Here is a 19,350-nt window from a genome sequence, read left to right on the forward strand (position 1 = left end):
GCTCGATGTTCACCCACGCGCACATGTCGGCGACGGTGCGGCCCGCCTCTTCGGGCCAGGGGAACGCCGACGCGGCCGTGACGGCGGCGGCCGGCGCCGGCGGGAGGTGCCGGAGCGCGGAGCAGGTCAGCACCCCCAGGCCCAGGGCCATCGCCGGGCTCGGCTCGGCGGGGAGGTCGGGACCGGCCGCGCGGACGCCGGCGATGGCCGCCACCGCGAGGCCGAACGCCGCGACCGCCGGCCGGAGCGGCCGGCGCAGCCCCAGCAGCGCCGGGACGCACACCGCCGCCGCGGCGACGCAGCCCGGGACCCAGTACCAGGAACCCCAGCTCCCCGCGATGGCGACGGCCTGCGCGGTGATCGCCGCGAGGAGCACGACGCCCAGCCCGGCCACGGAGGCGCCCCGGCCCCACGCGCCCGGATCGGTCATGCGGGCCAGATTATCGACGCCCCGCCCGGCGGCGCACCCGGACGGATCCGCGCCCGCCCCGCCCTCGTCGCGTCCCATCGCTACCGGACCGGGGCGAACGCGCGGAGCAGCGGCCCGGCCACGAGAGCGCCGGCCACCATCACCGTGGCCAGGGCCAGCGAGGCCGTGGAGGACGTGGGACCCGACACCCATGCGAGCGCGATCACCGCGGCGCCGCCCGCGGCGATGGCGGCGGCCGGCCGCACCGGCAGCGCTCTGAGGGAGGAGCCGATGAGCACGGCGAGGGCCAGGCCCGCCACCGGCGACGGCTCCTGCGGCAGGCCGGCGGCCATGGAGACCCCCACCGCACCGGCCGCCACGGCGACGCCCGCGGCCGCGGGCCAGGCGCGCCTCCGCCGGATCAGCGCCAGCCCGCCCATCACCACCGCGACGGCGGTGGTGTAAAGCCAGTAGGCGCCGCCCCAGCTGCGGATGAGCATGAACGCCGTGAAGGCGATGCCCAGGGCGAAGACCACGCCGAGCCCCGCGTTGACCAGCGCGTCCGGTTTCACCGGAGACCCGCCGGCACCATTTCGATGACTGTTTCCAAGCGACATGAGAGACCTGGTTTCGCTTTCGGGAATGGTCGCTTCACGCGCGCCGGACGCGCCGCAGGGAAACGGCGGTGAGGAGCGCGGAGGCCAGGAGGTAAAGCCCGGTCTCGGCCAGCTGGAAGCCCCAGTAACGGCCGCTGGGCTGGTATTCGACGTCGACGTGCAGATCGAGCGCCGCCAGGCACACCGCGGTGTCGCCGAACGTGCCGCCGGCGCCGGTCTTCGCCGGGGTGTCGAGACAGGCGTTGAACCGCTTCCCCTCGATCGTCCGCCCGTCCGCGGTGCGCAGCGGGCTGGTCCCGCTGATCCACGCGTCCGGCGCGCCGGGCACCTGAAGGCCGCCGATGACGGGGGCGCCGGTGATGCTGCCCAGGCTTCTGGCCTGGTTGATGGTCTGCGCGGTCATCGGCAGGGACGTCTTCTCGGGCGGCATGAGGTGCGGACGCACCAGGTTCGGCACCGCGAACTGGACGACGAGGAAGACGACGCCCGTGACGGCCATGGCCGGAAGCGTCCGGCGGACGAACAGGCCGACGGTGGTGCCGAGGGCGAAGGAGAGGAGGGCGTAGCCGATCGGGGCGATGTGGCGGGCGCCGAACTCGATCGTCCCGAACCGGTCGGCGGCGACCTCGTCGTACGGGGAGGCCGCCCAGGTGAGCAGCAGCGCGGCCAGGCCCGCGAGGATCATCGCGGCCAAGCCGACGAACGCCATCCTGCCGATCAGCCAGCGGCGCCGCGTCACGCTCTGGTTCCACACCAGCCGGTGGGTGCCGAGTTCCAGTTCCCGGGCGATCAGCGGCGCGCCCCAGAACACGCCGATGACGAGGGCGAGCAGCTGGAGTCCGGCGGCGAGGAACAGCAGCGGGTTCATGTAGGCGCCCTGGAACTGGGCGACGGCCTGGGCGCAGGCGGCGGGGTCGGTGCACCGGGACCGGTAGGCGTCGTGCGCGTCCCGGATGTCCATGCCCAGGTACAGCAGATAGGCGGCGATCAGGACGAGCCCGGCCGCACCGGCGATCGCCTGGAGGCGGAACTGCCGCCAGTTCAACCAGATCATCGCGATCCCTCCCGGACCTGGGCGGCGGGCGCGCTCGCCCGCGACATGTACGCGAGCACCAGCTCTTCGAGCGTGACGGGCCCGGCCCGGAACGGAAGCTCCGACGCCGGGAGGCCGGTCCGCACCACCGCGCCGCCGGGCTCCGCCCGGACGACCTCGACGCCCGCGGGCAGGTGGCCGAGGTCGCCGCCGGGCGCGGCCAGCCGGTGGTGGCCGGCGAGCAGGTCCCGGACGTCGCCGGCCACCTGGACCCGCGAGTCGCACAGCACGATGAGGTAGTCGCAGACCTGCTCGATGTCGCCGAGCAGGTGCGAGGACAGCACGGCACTGGCGCCGAGCTCCGCGACGAACTCCATCAGGTTCGCCAGGAACCCCTGGCGCGCCAGCGGGTCCAGCGCGGCGGCCGGCTCGTCGAAGATCAGCAGCTCGGGCCGCTTGGCGGCGGCGACGGTCAGCGCCAGCTGCGCGCGTTGACCGCCCGACAGCCGTCCCGCCTTCTGCTTCGGGTTCAGCCCGACCTGCCCGATGCGCCGCTCGGCCAGCCCCTGGTCCCAGGACGGGTTGAGGCGCGCCCCCATGCGCAGGTGGTCGGCCACGCTGAACGACGGGTACACCGGAGTGTTCTGCGCGACGAACCCGACTCTGGCCAGGTGCGCGGCGCTCGCCGCCGGTCTGGAGCCCAGGACGCGCAGCGAGCCCGACGTCGGCTCCAGCAGCCCGCAGGCCAGGTTCAGCAGCGTCGACTTGCCGGCCCCGTTCGGCCCCACAAGGCCCACGACGCATCCGGCCGGAACGTGCAGATCGACGTCGCTCAACGCCTCCCTGCGCCCGTATCTCTTCGTCAGTCCCTCGGCGTGCAGCATCGGGACCGGGTCTTCAAGTGGCATGAAGGGATCGTCGGCGACGGCGCCGCCTCGGGGCACCGGCGCAAAGGACGGTTCCCACCGGCGGCCGTCGTACTTTCGGCCGGTTCGCCGCCGGCGCTCCGCCGGACGCGGCTCAGGTCACCGCGTCCGCCGCAGGGCCAGGCGCGGGCGAGGCCAGTAGCGGCCCACGACCCGTCCCACGACCAGGTCGTCGGCGACGGGACCGAAATCCCAGCTGTCCCTGCCGCCGGGGGCGCGCTGGTTGTCGCTCTCCAGCCACCACCCGTCCGCCGACCGGTGCGCGACGCGCTTCACGATGAGCAGTCCCTCCCGCTCCGGGTGCTCGGCGACGACCACGGCGCCGGGCGCGGGACGGGCGCCGTCGCGGACGACGAGCCAGTCCCCCGGCCGGAGCCCGGGCAGCATCGAATCTCCGGTGACCTCGACGGTCCGCAGCCTCCGCGCGGCGAGCGCGACCGCCGCCGCCCCCGCCAGGCCGCACAGCAGCGGGGTCCGGATCCGCATGGTCCTCCTCGGCCCGCATACTTCGGCGGGCGGCGGTCACAAACAGTGCTGGAGAGGTTCCGGGCCGGCCGGCCCGGGTCTTAGGCCGAATTACCGAGTGCCCTGCCCGGACGGGCCCCGGTGCACAAGGGTAATGTCGGTGACCTGAGCATGATCCACAACGAGGGAAGGGAATCGCAGGTGTTGCTCAAGCTTCTGCGCCCGAAGACCACGGTGTCTGCGCACTGCGATCTGCCGTGCGGCGTCTACGACCCGGCGCAGGCCCGGATCGAGGCCGAGTCCGTGAAGGCGATCTGTGAGAAGTACGCCGCCAACGAGGACCCGGAGTTCCGCGCCCGGGCGATCCTGATCAAGGAGCAGCGCTCGCAGCTGGTCAAGGAGCACCTGTGGGTGCTGTGGACCGACTACTTCAAGCCGCCGCACTTCGAGAAGTACCCGCAGCTGCACCAGCTGTTCAACGAGGCCACCAAGCTCGCGGGCGCCGCCGGCACCAAGGGCAGCATGGACACCAAGGCCGCCGAGGACCTGCTCGCGAAGATCGCTGAGATCGACAAGATCTTCTGGGAGACCAAGCAGGGCTGAGCGCGTCCAGCTCATCGCGAGGGCCGTCCGCTCCCGGACGGCCCTCGCGGCATGTCAGGGGGCGGTCATCCGGACGAGGGACGAGCCGCCCGGGTGAGGGCGTCGCCGGTGAGGCGGTAGACCGTCCACTCGTCCTGCGGGCGGGCGCCGAGGGCCTTGTAGAACCCGATCGCCGGCTCGTTCCAGTCCAGGACCGACCATTCGACGCGCCCGTAGCCGCGGTCGTCGGCGACGCGGGCCAGCTCGGTGAGCAGCGCCTTGCCGTAGCCGTGGCCGCGGTACTCCGGCTCGACGTACAGGTCCTCCAGGTAGATGCCGTGCGTGCCGTTCCACGTGGAGAACGACAGGAACCACACGGCGAACCCGACGACCCGTCCGTCGTGCTCGGCGACGTGGGCGAAGACCTTGGGGTCGTCGCCGAACAGCCGGTCCCGCAGCTGGTCCTCGGTCGCCTTCACCTCGTGGCGGGCGCGCTCGTACTCGGCCAGTTCGCGGACCAGCCGCAGGATCTCCGGGACGTCGCCGGCCGTCGCGTAACGAATCACACGTGGCAGGTTAATCGAGCGGCGGCAGTGCGGCGTCGGGGTCGGCCCACCGGTCGTTGGGGACGAGCGGGTACCAGCCCGGACGGCCGGGGTCGCGGTCGTAGGGGTAGCCGCCGAGCTCCCTGTACAGCTCCGCGTACTCGGCCAGCTTGTCGCGGTCCAGGCGGACGCCCAGGCCGGGCCCCGACGGAACCGGGATCCTGCCGCCGGAGTACCGCATCGGCCCGCCCTCGATGACGTCGTCGGCGAGGTGGTGGTAGTGCGCGTCGGCGGCGTAGGTGAGGTTGGGCAGGACGGCGCCGAGGTGCAGCATGGTGGCGAGCTGGATGCCGAGCTCCCCGGAGGAGTGGACGGCGACGCCGATCTGGAACGTCTCGCACACCCCGGCGGCCTTCACGCACGCCCGGATGCCGCCCCAGAACGTCGTGTCGAGCAGGACGACGTCCGCGCTGCGGCGCAGCACGTTCGCGGCGAGCTGCTCGAAGTTCACGACGACCGTGTTGGTGGCGAGGGGGACGTTGACGCGCTCGCGGACGAGGCGCAGCCCCTCCAGCCCGAGGACGGGGTCCTCCAGGTAGTCGTTGGGCAGGTCCTCGATGGCCTTCCCGAACCGCAGGCCCTCCTCCAGGCTCAGCACGGAGTTCGGGTCGTAGCGGAAGCGGTCGCCGGGGAACGCCTCGGCGAGCGCCTTGTAGCACTCCAGCTCGTGGGCCGGCGGGAACACCCCGCCCTTCAGCTTGTGGACGGTGAACCCGTGCGCGTCCTTGAGCGCGCGGGCGTGCTCGACGAGCTGCTCGGGGGTGCGGACCTCCGGCGAGCCCCCGGCGCCCGGATAGCGGTAGAACAGGTAGGACGCGAACGGGACGGAGTCGCGGATGCGTCCGCCGAGCAGGTCGTGCACCGGGACGCCGAGATGCTGGCCGACGAGGTCGAGGCAGGCGAACTCGATGGCGGCGAGCATCTGGGTGCGGTTGTTGTACAGGCTCGCCGTCGGGTTCGCGATCTTGAAGCGGAGCGCCTCCAGCTCGAACGGGTCGTGGCCCTCCAGGTGCGGGGCGAGGGCCTGGAAGGCGGCCTCGGCGCTCTGCCCGCCGCCGCCCATCTCGCCGAGCCCGACCAGGCCGTTGTCGGCCTCGACCTCGACGATCGTCCGGACGAAGCGGCCCCAGTGCGCGCCGTTGCTGTGCAGGAGGGGGGCCTCCAGCGGCACGGTGACCGTGGTGGCGCGGATACCTGTGATCTTCATGTGTCCCCGATCCGTACTCAACGCCGAACCGTGACGGTGGCGACGCCGCAGGCGGGCAGCCGCACCGTCATGGTGCCGTCCCGGACGGGCAGCTCCGCCGGGTCACGCTCCAGACCGCCGCTCAGCGAGGCGCCGGTGGCGCCCGGAACGTGCAGGCCCGTCTCCACGGGGCCCGCGGCGAGCGACTGGAGCCGGACGGCCAGCCCGTCGCCGTCGCGGGCGCGGCCCACGGAGGTGACGAGCACGTCCGGGTCGTCCACGCGCAGGAAGGTCCCCGATTCCGCGGCGGGCATGTCGCCGGTGGCGAGGGTGGCGACGAACGGGTCGGTGATCCCGGCGGCCGTGCGGGCGCCGAGCCGCCGGCCCGAGCCCGCCGCGCCGGACGCGAACGCGTACCGGAACGTGGTCTCGCCCTGCTGCTGGGACGGGAAGTTGGTGTCCCAGATGTTGTTCAGCGCCCACGAGTAGACGGTGCCGTCCTCGTTGTCGAGCGTGGGCGGGAACGGCGCGTAGGGCATGTGGATGGAGCCGAACTGGACGAGCGGGGCCTCCAGCGTCGCCCACGCCACGGTCAGCTCGGGGTCCTCGAAAGCGACCCAGTGGCGGATCGGGCGCATGTGCTCGGCCGATCCCGGGACGCTCGGGACGCCGGTGCCGCCGACGCCGCCGGTGAGCTCCCACGCGGCGGGCGGGCCGTCCACCGCGAACGGGAACGCGAAGAAGACCGCCTCCTTGGCCGCGGTGGGCTGCTTGCCGAGCTGGTAGCGGACGTCCACGCGCGGCACGCCCGCGTACAGGTCGATGGTCGTGCGGAGCCAGTCGACGCCCTTGCCGTGCAGTTCGACGACGAGCCGCTCCCCCGCGGGCGTCCGGCTGCACTCGGTGACGGTGGCGTGGGTGGCGACGGCCCGGTCCCCGAGCATCGTCTTGTCGTGCACGAGCATGTGCCCGGACATGTGGTTGAAGTGCGGCGCGGTCGCGTACCGGTCGTAGACGTACTGCCCGAAACCGGCGACGGCGTCGGCGTTCACGAGCTCGCGGCCGGCGGTCTTGTCGAAGACCGAGGCGATGTGCCCTTCCCTCAGGTCGTAGACGACCCGGTAGAACTCGTTCTCGATCGTGCCGCCGGAGCCGAGGTCGACCGGCCCCGGCGCGCCCGCCTCGGCCCGGACGACGTCCACGCGGACGTGACCGTGGCCGGGGACGTCCGGCACGACCGCCTCCAGGTGGCGGCCGATGGGGCGGGTGGGCCACTCGTCCGGGTCGACCTCCTCCTCGCGGTGCGGGACGGGTTCGCCGGTGCGGGCGTCGACCAGCGCGACGGGGACGTCCACGGCGACGACGTCGCGGGGCAGGAACGCGCGGGCCACGTCCGTGCGGGCGGCCGTGCCGGGGTTGACGACGAGGAACGAGGCGAGCGCGTCCGGCGCGGCCCCGAACGTCGCGCCGATCCGCCGCGCGCCGGCCTGGAGCAGGTCGAGGGCGTCGTCGTGGGCCTGGTAGCCGACCTGGGACTTGCGGGTCCACTGCAGGCCGCCGGAGTCGCCGCCCTCCTCCGCGTCCTCCCACGGGTTGGCGGCGCCCCAGGTGTGCTCGTCGAACAGCGCGGCCCGGTCGTAGGCCTCGTCGATCGCCCGGGTGGCCGCGAGGGACGCGCCGGCGCGCTCGCCGCCGCGCTCGTCGGCGAGGGCGTGCAGCGTCTCGGCGGCCCGCAGGACGTTCTGCGCCCGCCGGACGTAGCCGAGCGGCCGGGCGCCGGAGCCGAGGCCGTCGGCCCACCAGTCCGTCCAGTCGCCCTCGTGGGTCTGGAGCCGGTCGCCGTGGTGCTCCTCGACGTACTCGAAGAAGTCGGCGTTGGTCGCCATCCGCAGCCGCGGGTAGGCCCAGGTCTCGTTCCACCGGTGCGCGATGTCGGCGGGGACGATCGACGGCCCGGCGTTGTCGGCGTGCGCGCCCTGCACGCGCAGGTGGACGGCGTCCAGGAAGTCGGGGTCCTTGGCGGCGCCGACCTGGCCGGGCGCGGCGTACCAGCCGAACGTGCCGGGCCCGTAGGGGTAGGGCCGGTCGGCGAGGGACCCGAGGTAGCGGGGCAGCAGGTCCTCGGCGAGGTCGTAGCCGTCGACGAGCCCGACGGTGTTGCCCTCCATGTAGGCCATGCCGTGCGGGGTGTCGGTGAACCAGACGATCAGCTCGCCGCCGCCCGGCGACCGCCACCGGAACGGGCGGGCGAGCCTGTCGCCGCCCGTGATGTACGGGACGGAGCGCCCGGCCCAGTTGTGCGCGGCGGCGAGGTAGCGGACGCCGGCCGCGTTGAGGGCGTCCACGGTCCCGACGACCGCGCCCGGGATGTCGGTGTGCATCGCCGAGCGGACCTCGATGCCGTGCTCGCGGCGCAGCTGCTCGACGAAGCGGAGCTGCCGGTACAGCTCCTCGGTCGAGCACGCCTCGGTGTGCAGCTGCATCGGGAACGCGGTGACCTCGATGTCGCCCGCGCGGGCCCGCTCGGCGAACTCGGCGACCTGGTCCTCGGGGCGGGTCGCGAGCCACCGCAGCGCGGGCATGGACGACTCGACCGACCAGCGGAACCGGGCGTCGTCCGGCCGCCCGTCGGTCTCCCGCGCCAGCCGCAGCGCCGCGTCGAGGTAGTCGAGGTGGTGCCGCAGGACGGTGCCCTGCGTGTCGGTGTAGCCGATGTCGAGGTGCGAGTGGTGGACGACGAAGACGTTCCACTTGCGCTGCGGGGTGACGTCGAGCGGCGCGGCCCCGACGAGGCCGCCGGAGTCGCGCACCTCCAGGGTGAGGCGGCGGGGGGCGTCCACCTCGGGGACGAGTAGCGTGACGCTCCCGCCCTCCGCCGCCGCGGACGCGACCCGGGCGTCGCCGTCCTTGAGGGCGACCTCCACCGGCGCCCCGCCGGACAGCGTCAGCCGGACGGCCTGGCGGAGCGCGCCGTTCTCGTCCCGCCTGAACAGCGGCAGCACGGCGGCGCGCACCGACAGGCCGCGCACGGCGAGCACCTCGGTGGAGGTGTCCTGGCGCAGCGCGTCGCGGATCCCGTCATAGTCGGGCGAGCCGAGGCTCGCCTGAAGCAGGCGACTCGTCATCGTTATGCGTCAATCTCTCTTTCGGGGATCTTTCAGAACTGGGCGAGGGTGAGGCCGCGGGTGAAGAGGCGCTGGGTCGCGAGGAAGATCGCGACGGTCGGCAGGGAGACCACCAGGCCGGCGGCCAGCGCGATCGGCACCGGCGTCCCGGCGTAGACGTCGGTGGTCAGCGCGGACAGCTCGGCCCACACCGGCCGGACGGTCGGCGACTGCGAGAGCGTCAGGCCGAACAGCAGGTCGTTCCAGACGAAGGTGAACTCCAGGATGAACACCGCGGCGAGGGCCGCGGCCGACAGCGGCAGGTAGATCCGCCAGAAGATCCGGAAGGTGGAGGCGCCGTCCAGCCGGGCCGCCTCGAAGATCGACACGGCGACGTTGCCGAAGAAGTTGCGCATCACCAGCGCGGCCAGCGGCACGTTGACCGCCGAGTAGATGATGATCAGCCCGAGGCGGTCGTCGTACAGCGTCACCTTGCTGTAGCCGACGAACAGCGGCACCAGCAGCATCTGGAACGGCACGACCGTCCCGGCGAAGATGACCACGAACCAGGCGAAGCCGTGCCGCAGGCGCAGCACCACGATCGCGTACCCGGCGAGCGCGCCCATCAGGACGGCCAGCGCGGGCGAGACGACGCTGTACAGCAGGGTGCTGAGCAGCGTGTCGCCGACGGCGGTGCGGTCCCAGGCCTGCGCGATGTTGTCGAACAGGCCGATGGAGGACGGCGGGCTCACCGCGTCCGAGGGGTCGTAGTCGCCGGCGGGCCGCAGCGCGTTCGCGACGATCAGGTAGGTGGGGAAGAGCCACACCAGGCCCAGCGCCGCCAGCACGGCGCGGCGCGCGTGGAGGAGTCCCTTTCCGGTCATCGCGTCTCCTCCCTGCTCACCTGGCGGCGCAGGTACACGTACGAGGCCAGGCCCGTGACGGTGGTGAGCAGCACCGCGACCGCCGACCCGTAGCCGTACTCGTTGGCGACGAACACGTCCCGGTACATGGTCACGGCGAGGGTCTCGGACGAGCGCCCGGGACCGCCCTGCGTCATCACCCACACGATGTCGAAGTTCTTCAGGCCGGCGACGAGCGCGAGGCCGAACACCACGGTGGTGATCGGGCGCATCAGCGGCCAGATGACGTGCCGGAACATCGCCCATCCGGACGCGCCGTCGATGCGGGCGGCCTCGATCGGCCCCTTCGGGATCGACTGGAGGCCGACGACGAACAGCAGCATGTTGACGCCGAGCTGCTGCCACGTCCACACCACGATCATGGCGACGGTGTTGCGGGGACCGTCCTGCAGGAACGCGGTGTCGCCGCCGGGCATCCCGAACAGGGTCAGGATCTGGTTCGCCATCCCGTCCGGCTGGAGGATGAAGCCCCAGATCACGCCGTGTCCGGCGCCCGACATGGCGTACGGGAGCAGGAACGGCAGCCGGAACCACGCGCCCCGCTTGAGGTCGTAGGACAGGACGGCGACGAGCAGCCCGAGCCCCACCGGCAGGACGACGGTGCCGGCGACCCACAGCAGCGTGTTGCGGATCGAGGTGACGAGCGCGTCGTCCTCAAGGAGCCGCCGGTAGTTGTCGAGGCCCGTGAACTCGGGTGAGGCGAGCCCGTCGTAGCTGGTGAAGCTCAGGTACGCCGTCCACAGGAACGGCAGGTAGAGCAGGACGGCGACGAACAGCACGGCCGGCGATATGTAGACGTGCCGGAACCGGCCGTGCAGCGCGAACCCCTTGCCGGGGCGGGCGCCGGACGCCTTGCGGCGCCCGCCGCCCGCGGGGGGCACCACCGTCAGCTGGGGACGGTCGGCGGTGGCCTTGTGCGTGCTCATGGGTCAGTGCGACTTCCAGTAGTCTTCGTTGACCTTCTGGATGCCCTTGAGCACGTCCATGTAGGTCTCCGGCTTGTTGAGGAACTTGTCGAAGCCGCTGAGCGCCTCGGTGAGCACCGGCGCCGGGGCCGCCTCGAAGTAGCGCAGGACCAGGCGGTTGCCGCCCGACGCGGCCTCCTTGGTGACCTTGTCCAGCTCGGGGTCGGCGACCTTCACCTTCGGGTTGCCGGAGACGTCGCCGCGCGCGTTCGCCCACTTCTCCTGCGCGGCGGGCGTGACCCACCACTTGAGGTACTTGGTGCTGGCGGCCGCGTCGGGGGCCTTGCGCAGCGAGCACAGCGGGCCGCTCTCGAACACCAGCGACCGCTTGGGCAGCGCCGGGTCCACGTTCGGGATGAAGAAGAACCCGTAGTCCTCGCCCTGCTTGAGGCCGCGCTGGGTCATGCTCGTGTTGAACCAGGTGCCGTTGACGACCATGGCCGCGTCGCCGGACTTGAAGTGGTCGGCGGGGTCGGCCTTGTCGCCCGGCTTGCTGAACCACCCGGCGTCGATCATCGACTTCCAGCGCTCCATCGCCTTCACGACGCCGGGGTCGGTGTAGGACGCCTGGCCCTTCGACAGCCGCTCGTACAGGTCGGGGTCGGTGCCGGCGAGGATCTGCTCGAACCAGGCGAAGGAGAACAGCGACGTCGGGGTGGTCTGGTTGAAGGGGACCTGGCCCTTCGACTTCAGCGTCTGCGCCGTCTTCTCCAGCTCCGCCCACGTCGTGGGCGGCTTCAGGTCGTACTTGTCGAAGATCTTCTTGTTGTAGAACATCCCCCAGTAGGCGGTGTTCAGGGGGACGCAGTACTGCTTGCCGTCCACGGTGTAGTACTTCTTCAGGTCCTCGGTGAGGTCGCCGCTGCCGATGGCGTCCTGCCAGATCTTCGTGGTCTCGGCGACCTGGTTCTGCTTGACGATCTCTTCCAGGCGCCCGCCGGTCGTCCAGGTGAACAGGTCGGGCTTGACGTTCGTGCGAAACGAGGTCTTGATGAACGCGGTGTAGGTCGGCTCGTCGGTGTAGCCGACCGGCGTCATGCCGAGGCCGGTCTGCTGCTTGCCGAGGGCGCCCATCTGCTCGAAGTAGGGCTTCCACGCGCCCTTGTCGTTGTAGAGCTTGAGCTCGGACCTGCTCCCGCCCGAGTCGCCGGACCCGCAGCCGGCGGCGAGCAGCAGCGCGCCCACGGTGAGCGCGGTCACCTGGAGTCGCTTGGACGGCACCATGGTGAGCCTCCTTCATCGGGCGGCGATGCCCGATCGGGGTGGTCGAAGGATGGAATCGGAGAAGGGTGAACCGGCCGCGCGGCGCTCTCGCCGGCGGCGGGGAGGCGGCCCGCTCAGGCGAGCCGCTGCTCGATCACGTGTTTGACGTCGGCGAGGTGGGACCGCATGAGGGACTCGGCGTCCCGCTCCGCGCCCGCCTCGATGGCGGCGAGGATCGCGGCGTGCTCGTCGAAGTCGCGGACGCGGTCGTCGAAGATCCGCTGTATCGCGCGCTGCTCGGAGGCGTGCACCGACAGCAGGGAGTCGATGACCTCGCAGAGCACGGAGTTGCCCGCGACGCCGGCGACCTCCCGGTGGAAGGCCATGTTCGCCTTGTGCAGGCGGGCCTCCGCCTCCGGCTCGTCCGTGCCGAGGTCCGCGCCCGCCTGGTCGAGGAGGGCCCGGAGCAGCTCGATGTCGGCGGGCCGCGACCGCCGCGCCGCCCGTCCGGCCAGCGGCGGCTCGATGAGCAGCCGCGCGTCCAGCAGCTGGAGCAGCCGGTCGGCCTCCAGCTCGCGGACGTTGGGGTTGGGGATCACCACGCGTTCGAGGTCGGCGCCCACGTAGATGCCCGAGCCGTGCCGGAGCTGGATCGCCCCCGTCGCCTCCAGGCGGCGCAGGGCCTCCCGCAGCGTCGGGGTCGTCACCGCGAAGCGCTGGGACAGCTCCCGCGCGGACGGCAGCCGGTCGCCGGCGCGCAGGCCGCCGTCCCTGATCAGGTCCAGCATGCGCTCCGTGAGGGCGTCCGCCAGGCTCGGCCGGGCCACATCCTGTGACATCGCCACCTCGTTCCCAAGACGTAAAGTCATCTAATCACTTAGCGATTGGCGTGTCCACCCTCCCGGAGAGACATCGCCGCAGGACGGCGCGCTCCTCCTCGAACGCGAGCCGCCCGAGCCGCGCCGACATGATGCCGTCGAAACCGTGGCAGGCGCCCGGCACATGGTGCAGCTCCGTGGAAACCCCGGAGACGATCAGCCGGTGCGCGTAGGCGAGTCCCTCGTCCCGCAGCGGGTCGTGCTCGGGGACGAGCACGTACGCGCGCGGCAGGCCGCTCAGGTCCTCGGCCCGCGCCGGGGCGGCGTAGGCGGGGACGTCCGCCCGCCCGCCGAGGTAGTGGCGCCACATGTGCCGCACGTCGCCGCTGTTGAACAGCGGCGGCTCGGTGAACGTCCGCATCGACGGCGTGGCCATCCGGTCGTCCAGGACGGGGTAGAGCAGCATCTGGAACACCAGCGGCGGCCCGCCCTCGTCCCGCGCCCGCAGCGCCACGGCGGCGGCCAGCGCCCCGCCCGCGCTCCCGCCGCCGACCGCGACCCGCTCCGGGTCGCCGCCGAACTCCCCCGCGTGCTCGTGGGCCCACGCGGTCGCGGCGTAGCAGTCCTCGAACCCGGCCGGGAAGGGATGCTCGGGCGCGAGCCGGTAGTCGACGGAGACGACCGCGATCCCGTCCTCCCCGGCGAACTCCAGGCACCGCTCGTGCTCGTTCTCCAGCCCGCCGGTCACGAACCCGCCGCCGTGGAAGTACACGAGCACGGGCGCCGGCGTCTCGCGCGGCCGGTAGATCCGCACCGGGACCCCGCCGGCGACGAGCCGGTCCTCGACGGCCGCCCTCCCGTCGCCCACGGGCCGGGCGAGGGCGCGGACCAGATCGTTCATCGCGGCGCGGGCCCGCGCGGGATCCGCGAGCCCGACGTAGGGCATGCCGTCCAGCGCGGCGGCGAGTTCGGCGTCAAGGGGCATGGTCGCAACCTCCGAGCGGGGGAACGGGACGCGCCCCCGGGCGGGAGGTAACCCGGGGGCGCGGGAAGCGGCACCGCCGTGGACGGGACGACGGCACCGCGGCTTGGGGGCTAGCCGGAGACCGGCAGGTTGATGTAGCGCGCCCGGTAGATGCTGACGTCCCGGTAGTTGTCGTTGGCCGGGCCGGCGGTGGCGTCCAGGCTGTTGACGTTGTAGGAGATGACCAGCGTGCCGCTGGACGAGAGCGCCGCGTGCTGGTGGGCGTTGTAGGTGAAGATGTCAGGGTCGCCGTAGGAGCCGAGGGGCCCGGTCTCGGGCGTCCGGTACACGGTCTGCTCGCCGCTGAACGGCCCGGCCGCCGAGCACGACAGCCAGACGTCGATCTCACCGCCGAAGGCGATGTTCGCGTCCTGGTTGACCATGACGTAGTGCGATCCGCGCTTGGTGACGCTGAACTCGTTCGACACCCCGCTCATCAGCCGCACCGAGTCCGTCTCCGTGGACGACCAGCCGCTCGCGGTGCGGTACTGCCAGGCGCCGCGCAGGTCCGTGCCGATGACCCGCGCGACGCGCAGGTACTTGGTGTTCACCTGCGTCTGGGGGTCGGTGTAGTCCTCGGTGCCGTACACGTAGGTGTAGCCGCCGTCCCTGAGCAGCGCCGACCCCCACTGCACGCCCGACGCCGAGGGCATCGCCTGCACGGTCGGCGCGGCGAGGTTCCCGGTGGAGAACCGGGCGAGGACGTTGTCCTTGAACTTCATGTCCCACCCGGTGCCGTTGCTCGGGTCCGGGTCGTAGTACTCGCGGTAGAGCTGCTGGACCTCCGACCCGCTCTGGGTGAGGTCGCCCGCCCAGTACCAGTGGGCCGGCTGCGCGGGCGGCATGACCGCCTTCGGGGCGGCGGCGGTCCCGCCGTGCACGGTGGTCAGCCCGCCTCCCGTGCCCTGGACGACGAACGAGTTGTTGATGAACGGCGTCGTCCCGCCCTCCTCGACGACGACCGGCCGCGACCCGTCCGCGTTGACCTTGCCGAGGAAGGTGTCGGAGTAGGCGTAGACGATGCGCCCGTCCGCGAGCTTCAGCGAGTACGTCGTGTCCGCGCCGGTCCAGTCGTCCAGGAGCGTGTTGCTGTTGCCGTAGGACGTGAACTTGCCGTTGAGGGCGGTGTTCTGCGAGGCGGTCCCGAAGGTCGGCGCGGCGCTCCCGGAGCACGTGGGGCCGGCGGCCGCGCGACCGAGGGCCTTCCCGCGCCCCTTTCCGGGGCCGTGGCCGTGCGTGTCGGCGCCCGCGGGCACGGCGGGCGCGGCGACGAGCAGCAGGGCGGCCGCGAGGACTCCGGCGCGCCGCCGCCACCCCCCGCGAACGGAGGAGGGGCGATCGGAAGAGAAGGGAGAGGGAGGGACGGACGCCTGCATGGAAACCTCCGCGAGGTCACGATCACACGGTCCTCGTGCGCCCCACATTTTGAGTCATCAAATGACTTGGTGTCTAGGTCTTTTAGGAGATTTCCGGCAGTGCCGTCGGATTGCGGGCCAGCAGCCCGCCGTCCACCCGGTGCTCCGCCCCGGTCACGAACGACGAGCGCGGCCCGGCGAGGAACGCCACCACCTCGGCGACCTCCGCGGGCGCCGCGACCCGCCCGAGCGGATGCGCGCGCCCCCACTCGGCGACCTGCGCGTCCTGCCCCCTGTCGCCGCGGAACAGGTCGGCGGCCCAGCGCAGCATGGGAGTGTCGACCGACCCCGGGCACACGACGTTCGCACGGATGCCGTCGGCCGCGTGGTCCAGCGCCACCGCCCGCGTCAGCGCGTTGATCGCGGCCTTGCTCGCGCTGTAGGCGGCGACCCGATCCTGCGAGACGAACGCCTGCACCGACGACACCGTGACGACGGTGCCCCCGCCCCGGCGCCGCAGCTCGGGCACGGCGGCGCGGCAGGCGAGGAAGACGCCCTTGACGTTGACGCCGAGCACCTCGTCCCACAGCTCCTCGGACGTCTCCTCGACCGTCCCGTACCGCTGCACGCCCGCGCACGTCACCAGCACGTCCAGGCCGCCGTACCGGGACACAGCCTCCCCGACCAGCCCGTCCATCCGCGCGGCGTCGGTCACGTCGGCGACGGCGCCGGCGACCTCCAGCCCCTCGCCCCGCAGGTCCTCCTCCGCCCGGCGGACCTCGTCCTCGCCGATCCCGCAGAACACCACGGCGGCGCCGTCGCGGGCGAGCCGCTCCACCACGGCCCGCCCGATCCCCAGCGACCCGCCGGTCACCACGGCGACCTTGCCCTCGAACTCCCTCACGTGCCCTCCTCGATGACCGCGGCACGCAGCCACAGGCTCCGCCGCGCATGCGGTTCCAGCGTCAACGCGGTGCCGTTCGCGACGGCGGCGGCCAGCCCGTCCGTCGGGTATCCGGCGAACGGCTCCAGGCCCATCACGTACGCGCGGCCCCACCACGGATGCCCCGTGGTCGCCCCGAACTCCTGCCACAGCCACAGATGCGGCAGGACGTCCACGTCCCAGCGCACCCGCATCCCGAAACCGTCCGGGTCGACGACCTCGTAGCGGCCCTCCTCCAACCCGGTGAGATAGACGATCTCACTCGGCACCCCGGCATCGGGCACCACACCAAGGTCGACGATCCCGCCGCCCTCACCCGGCACGCACGGCCACGCATGCGGACCACCGCCCCGCACCCGCCGCCCGCCGGGACCGATCGCCGTCTCGTGCGGAACCACGAGAGCGCCCTCGGCCACCCTGACCCGGTGCCCGGGCCGCAGAAACGGCGCCCCGAACACGATGTGGTGCCCCCACATCGCCTCCAGCGCCACCCCCGACTCGTTGACCAGCTCCTCCTCCACGAGGAGCTCGGCCTCGCCCGCCTTCAACCGCAGCGTCTTGACGACCCGCAGCGGCATCCGCCGCCCCCGGACGGTGAGCCGGACCGCGACCTCCCGAGCGTCGTCGGCCACGATCTCGGAATCCCACGGCAGCCCGGCCACCTCCCCGTGCTGCGCGAACGCCGCCCCCCGGTACGTGCTGGGCGCGCCCCCGTTGGGCAGGACCTCCTGCCACCCGCCCTCGTAACCGTCGAGGAACAGAGCGACATCGTCGCCCGCTCCCCCCGCCACGTCCCGCGGATCGCGCAGCCCGCCAGGCGAGAGCCACACGAAATCCATGTCGCGCGGCTTGAAGCAGAACTCGGCGACATCACCGCCCTTGCCCACGAGGACAGTCACCCGGAGCAGCTCGTTCTCCAGGACCACGGCCCCGATCCCGGCCCAGATGATCTCGTGAACGCGGGCGCCCCAGTTGCGGGACGGCCGGTGCCGGCGCATCAGCTCCAGTTCTCCGCGCCGCTGAAGGCGAAGTGCTCCCCCGCCCGGTACCGGGGCCGCGGCTGGTACTCGTTCACGCCCGGGTCGCCGCGCAGCAGCAGCGCGGACGGGAACGGCAGCGGCTCCGCGGTGATGCGCGTCGAGGTCGGGATGTACCGGATGGTCAGCCCGCACCGCCGGTGCGGCGACTCGTTCGCGTTGCTGCCGTGCATGATGTTCGGGTGGTGGACCTCGACGTCGCCGGGTTCGAGGACGAGGTCCACGGCGCGCGACTCGTCCACGCCCACGGCGCTCTCCACCCCGAAGACGGCTTCCGCGTCCTCCCGCTCCCGCACCTCGTGCAGGACTTCCCTGTGGCTCCCGGGAATGACGCGCAGGCACCCGTTCTCCGGCGTCGACCGGTCGACGGCGAGCCACAGCGTCACCACGCGCATCGGTTCGAGCGGCCAGAACGCCCCGTCCTGGTGCCACAGCACGGCCTTGCCGGTGAAGGGCGGCTTGGAGATGTAGGCGGACGCGAACAGGGCGATGTCGGGCCCGACGAACCGCTCGGCGACGTCGAGGAGCCGCTCGTCGGACACCAGCCGCACCCAGAACGGGTCCCTGGCGACGAGCTCGGTGGAGAGCTCCTCGCCGGTCCGGTCGGGATACCGAGCCTCCAACCAGCGGACATGCTCGTCCGCCTCCGCCACCAGTTCCGGATCCAGCACGTTCCGGAAGATCGCGTACCCGTCCTCGTCGTAACCTCGCAGCGGGTCGTGCATGGGGCGTCCCCTCTCGATGAAGCGCGACACCCCGAAGTCGTAGTCATCAGATCACTTGTTGTCTAGATGTATCGTGGCCCGCCATGCGGAACCGGATCGCCCTGATCGGCGAATGCATGATCGAACTGAGCCATCTCGCCCCCGACCGCCTGGCCGTCGCCTACGCGGGCGACGCCTTCAACGTCGCCGCCTACCTGGCCCGCACCGCCGCCCCCGGCACGGCCGACGTCCAGTTCGTCACCCTCGTCGGCGACGACCCCTACAGCACCCGGATGCGCGAATCCTGGGCCGCCCACGGCGTGAACGCCGACCACACCCGCGCCATCCCCGGCGGACAGGCTGGCCTCTACCTCATCCGCACCGACGAGAACGGCGAGCGGACCTTCCATTACTACAGATCGCAGTCGGCGGCCCGCGGCCTCTTCGGCCCCGCCCACCCCCCGGAGATCGACGACGCGATCGCCGACCACGACCTCGTCTACCTCTCCGGCATCACGCTGTCGATCCTCGGCGCCGACGCCCGCGGAAGGCTCCTCGCCGTCCTGGACGAGACCCGCCGCCGCGGCGGCCGAGTGGCCTTCGACACCAACTACCGCCCCGCCGGCTGGCCCTCCCCCGCGGCCGCCGCCGAAGCCATGTCCGCCGTCCTGACCAGGACGGACATAGCCCTCCCCACCTTCACCGACGACCAGGCCGTCTTCGGCGACCGGACCCCGGCCGACACGATCAGCCGCCTGAGACGAGCCGGGGTGACCGAGATGGCGGTCAAGCGAGGCCCCCAGGGCTGCGTGATCGCCGACACCGTGACGAACCTCAAGATCCCCGCCGTCCCCCACGTCCAGGTGATCGACACCACGGCCGCGGGCGACGCCTTCAACGGCGCCTACCTGGCCACCCGCCTGACCGGCGCCCCCCAGCGACAAGCAGCCGAAGCCGCCACCACCCTGGCCGCCCAGGTGATAACCCACCGAGGCGCCCTACTCCCCCCAGCGCAACCCGCGCAAGCCAAGAGCGAGGCAAGCCACTAGGCACCACCCACGCACGGCACGAGCGAAGCGAGAGCCCCCCGCGAAGCGAGCCGCCAGGCGAGCCGAAGCGCCAGAGCAACCCCCCACAACCCGCGGTAGACCCCAGCAAACGAGCCGAACCGAAACCCCCCGCTCCGCACACATCACCAGCCACCACAGCACCCCGGACCAAGGGTGACTGTCGCGATCGCGTCCGAAGGCAGTTTCGAGCGAAGCAAGAAACTGATCGCGAAGCGAGCCGCCAGGCGAGACGGAGCGATGCCAGCGATCGCACGCGTTGGGTTGGGTTGGGGCGCCCCAGGCGCCCCAACCCAACCCAACGCAAATAAACACAGCGCGCCGAAGTCTCGATGCACGGCTCGTAGGCGGTAGTTTCGATGGCAGCGGGACCATCCTGCGAGG

At 72.2% G+C, this 19,350-nt stretch carries 18 protein-coding genes and 1 pseudogene; 2 read left to right on the forward strand and 17 right to left on the reverse strand.

Annotation, left to right across the window (positions count from 1 at the left end; all coding sequences use genetic code 11):
- The 5 genes and pseudogenes from ABWI04_RS16395 to sodX form a co-directional block, all read right to left on the reverse strand.
- A pseudogene (locus ABWI04_RS16395) lies at positions 1–430 on the reverse strand (hypothetical protein); the annotation flags it as partial.
- 80 nt (positions 431–510) lie between these two features.
- Entirely contained in the window at positions 511–981 is a 471-nt protein-coding gene (locus ABWI04_RS16400) for a hypothetical protein (RefSeq protein ID WP_345183260.1), read from the reverse strand.
- 79 nt (positions 982–1,060) lie between these two features.
- Entirely contained in the window at positions 1,061–2,080 is a 1,020-nt protein-coding gene (locus tag ABWI04_RS16405) for an ABC-2 membrane transporter-related protein (RefSeq protein WP_345183262.1), read from the reverse strand.
- Complete coding sequence (locus ABWI04_RS16410; RefSeq protein WP_353832922.1) at positions 2,077–2,967, reverse strand: ABC transporter ATP-binding protein; 891 nt, start codon at positions 2,965–2,967, stop codon at positions 2,077–2,079. Before ABWI04_RS16410 ends, ABWI04_RS16405 begins: the two co-directional genes overlap by 4 nt.
- 117 nt (positions 2,968–3,084) lie before the next feature.
- Positions 3,085–3,471: a nickel-type superoxide dismutase maturation protease gene (gene sodX, locus ABWI04_RS16415; protein ID WP_353832923.1), complete on the reverse strand. Its 387-nt coding sequence runs from the start codon at positions 3,469–3,471 to the stop codon at positions 3,085–3,087.
- A 180-nt stretch (positions 3,472–3,651) separates the two neighbouring features.
- Between sodX and sodN the strand changes: the two genes are divergently transcribed.
- Positions 3,652–4,053: a superoxide dismutase, Ni gene (gene sodN, locus ABWI04_RS16420; protein WP_345183267.1), complete on the forward strand. Its 402-nt coding sequence runs from the start codon at positions 3,652–3,654 to the stop codon at positions 4,051–4,053.
- 65 nt (positions 4,054–4,118) lie between these two features.
- Here the strand turns inward: sodN and ABWI04_RS16425 are convergent, their stop codons facing one another.
- The 12 genes from ABWI04_RS16425 to ABWI04_RS16480 form a co-directional block, all read right to left on the reverse strand.
- Positions 4,119–4,598, reverse strand: coding sequence for a GNAT family N-acetyltransferase (locus tag ABWI04_RS16425; RefSeq protein WP_353832924.1), 480 nt, complete (start codon positions 4,596–4,598; stop codon positions 4,119–4,121).
- A 10-nt stretch (positions 4,599–4,608) separates the two neighbouring features.
- On the reverse strand, positions 4,609–5,844 hold the full coding sequence (locus tag ABWI04_RS16430) for an enolase C-terminal domain-like protein (RefSeq protein ID WP_345183271.1): 1,236 nt from the start codon (positions 5,842–5,844) through the stop codon (positions 4,609–4,611).
- A 17-nt stretch (positions 5,845–5,861) separates the two neighbouring features.
- Complete coding sequence (locus ABWI04_RS16435; protein WP_353832925.1) at positions 5,862–8,948, reverse strand: glycoside hydrolase family 38 N-terminal domain-containing protein; 3,087 nt, start codon at positions 8,946–8,948, stop codon at positions 5,862–5,864.
- A gap of 32 nt (positions 8,949–8,980) precedes the next feature.
- Positions 8,981–9,811, reverse strand: a complete 831-nt coding sequence (locus tag ABWI04_RS16440) for a carbohydrate ABC transporter permease (RefSeq protein WP_345183275.1) — start codon at positions 9,809–9,811, stop codon at positions 8,981–8,983.
- Entirely contained in the window at positions 9,808–10,776 is a 969-nt protein-coding gene (locus ABWI04_RS16445) for a carbohydrate ABC transporter permease (RefSeq protein WP_353832926.1), read from the reverse strand. The genes ABWI04_RS16440 and ABWI04_RS16445 overlap by 4 nt, the downstream gene beginning before the upstream one ends.
- A gap of 3 nt (positions 10,777–10,779) precedes the next feature.
- Positions 10,780–12,039, reverse strand: coding sequence for an ABC transporter substrate-binding protein (locus tag ABWI04_RS16450; RefSeq protein WP_353832927.1), 1,260 nt, complete (start codon positions 12,037–12,039; stop codon positions 10,780–10,782).
- A gap of 113 nt (positions 12,040–12,152) precedes the next feature.
- Entirely contained in the window at positions 12,153–12,857 is a 705-nt protein-coding gene (locus tag ABWI04_RS16455; RefSeq protein ID WP_345183281.1) for a FadR/GntR family transcriptional regulator, read from the reverse strand.
- Between the two features lie 34 nt (positions 12,858–12,891).
- A complete protein-coding gene (locus ABWI04_RS16460) occupies positions 12,892–13,821 on the reverse strand; it encodes an alpha/beta hydrolase (RefSeq protein WP_345183284.1) in 930 nt (309 codons plus the stop codon).
- A gap of 110 nt (positions 13,822–13,931) precedes the next feature.
- Complete coding sequence (locus ABWI04_RS16465) at positions 13,932–15,236, reverse strand: DUF5005 domain-containing protein (RefSeq protein WP_353832928.1); 1,305 nt, start codon at positions 15,234–15,236, stop codon at positions 13,932–13,934.
- 82 nt (positions 15,237–15,318) lie between these two features.
- The gene (locus tag ABWI04_RS16470; RefSeq protein WP_353832929.1) at positions 15,319–16,119 is read right to left on the reverse strand and encodes an SDR family NAD(P)-dependent oxidoreductase; all 801 of its coding nucleotides are present in this window, start codon (positions 16,117–16,119) and stop codon (positions 15,319–15,321) included.
- Positions 16,116–17,156 (reverse strand): DUF4432 family protein, encoded by a 1,041-nt coding sequence (locus ABWI04_RS16475; RefSeq protein WP_353832930.1) that lies wholly within the window; start codon positions 17,154–17,156, stop codon positions 16,116–16,118. Before ABWI04_RS16475 ends, ABWI04_RS16470 begins: the two co-directional genes overlap by 4 nt.
- Complete coding sequence (locus tag ABWI04_RS16480; protein WP_353832931.1) at positions 17,156–17,920, reverse strand: phytanoyl-CoA dioxygenase family protein; 765 nt, start codon at positions 17,918–17,920, stop codon at positions 17,156–17,158. The genes ABWI04_RS16475 and ABWI04_RS16480 overlap by 1 nt, the downstream gene beginning before the upstream one ends.
- 83 nt (positions 17,921–18,003) lie before the next feature.
- Here ABWI04_RS16480 and ABWI04_RS16485 point away from each other — a divergent pair, with 83 nt between their 5' ends.
- A complete protein-coding gene (locus tag ABWI04_RS16485; protein ID WP_345183295.1) occupies positions 18,004–18,948 on the forward strand; it encodes a sugar kinase in 945 nt (314 codons plus the stop codon).
- The last annotated feature ends 402 nt before the right edge of the window (positions 18,949–19,350 follow it).

The organism is Actinomadura sp. NPDC000929 (assembly GCF_040492065.1).
In the GTDB taxonomy this organism is placed as follows: domain Bacteria; phylum Actinomycetota; class Actinomycetes; order Streptosporangiales; family Streptosporangiaceae; genus Spirillospora; species Spirillospora verrucosospora.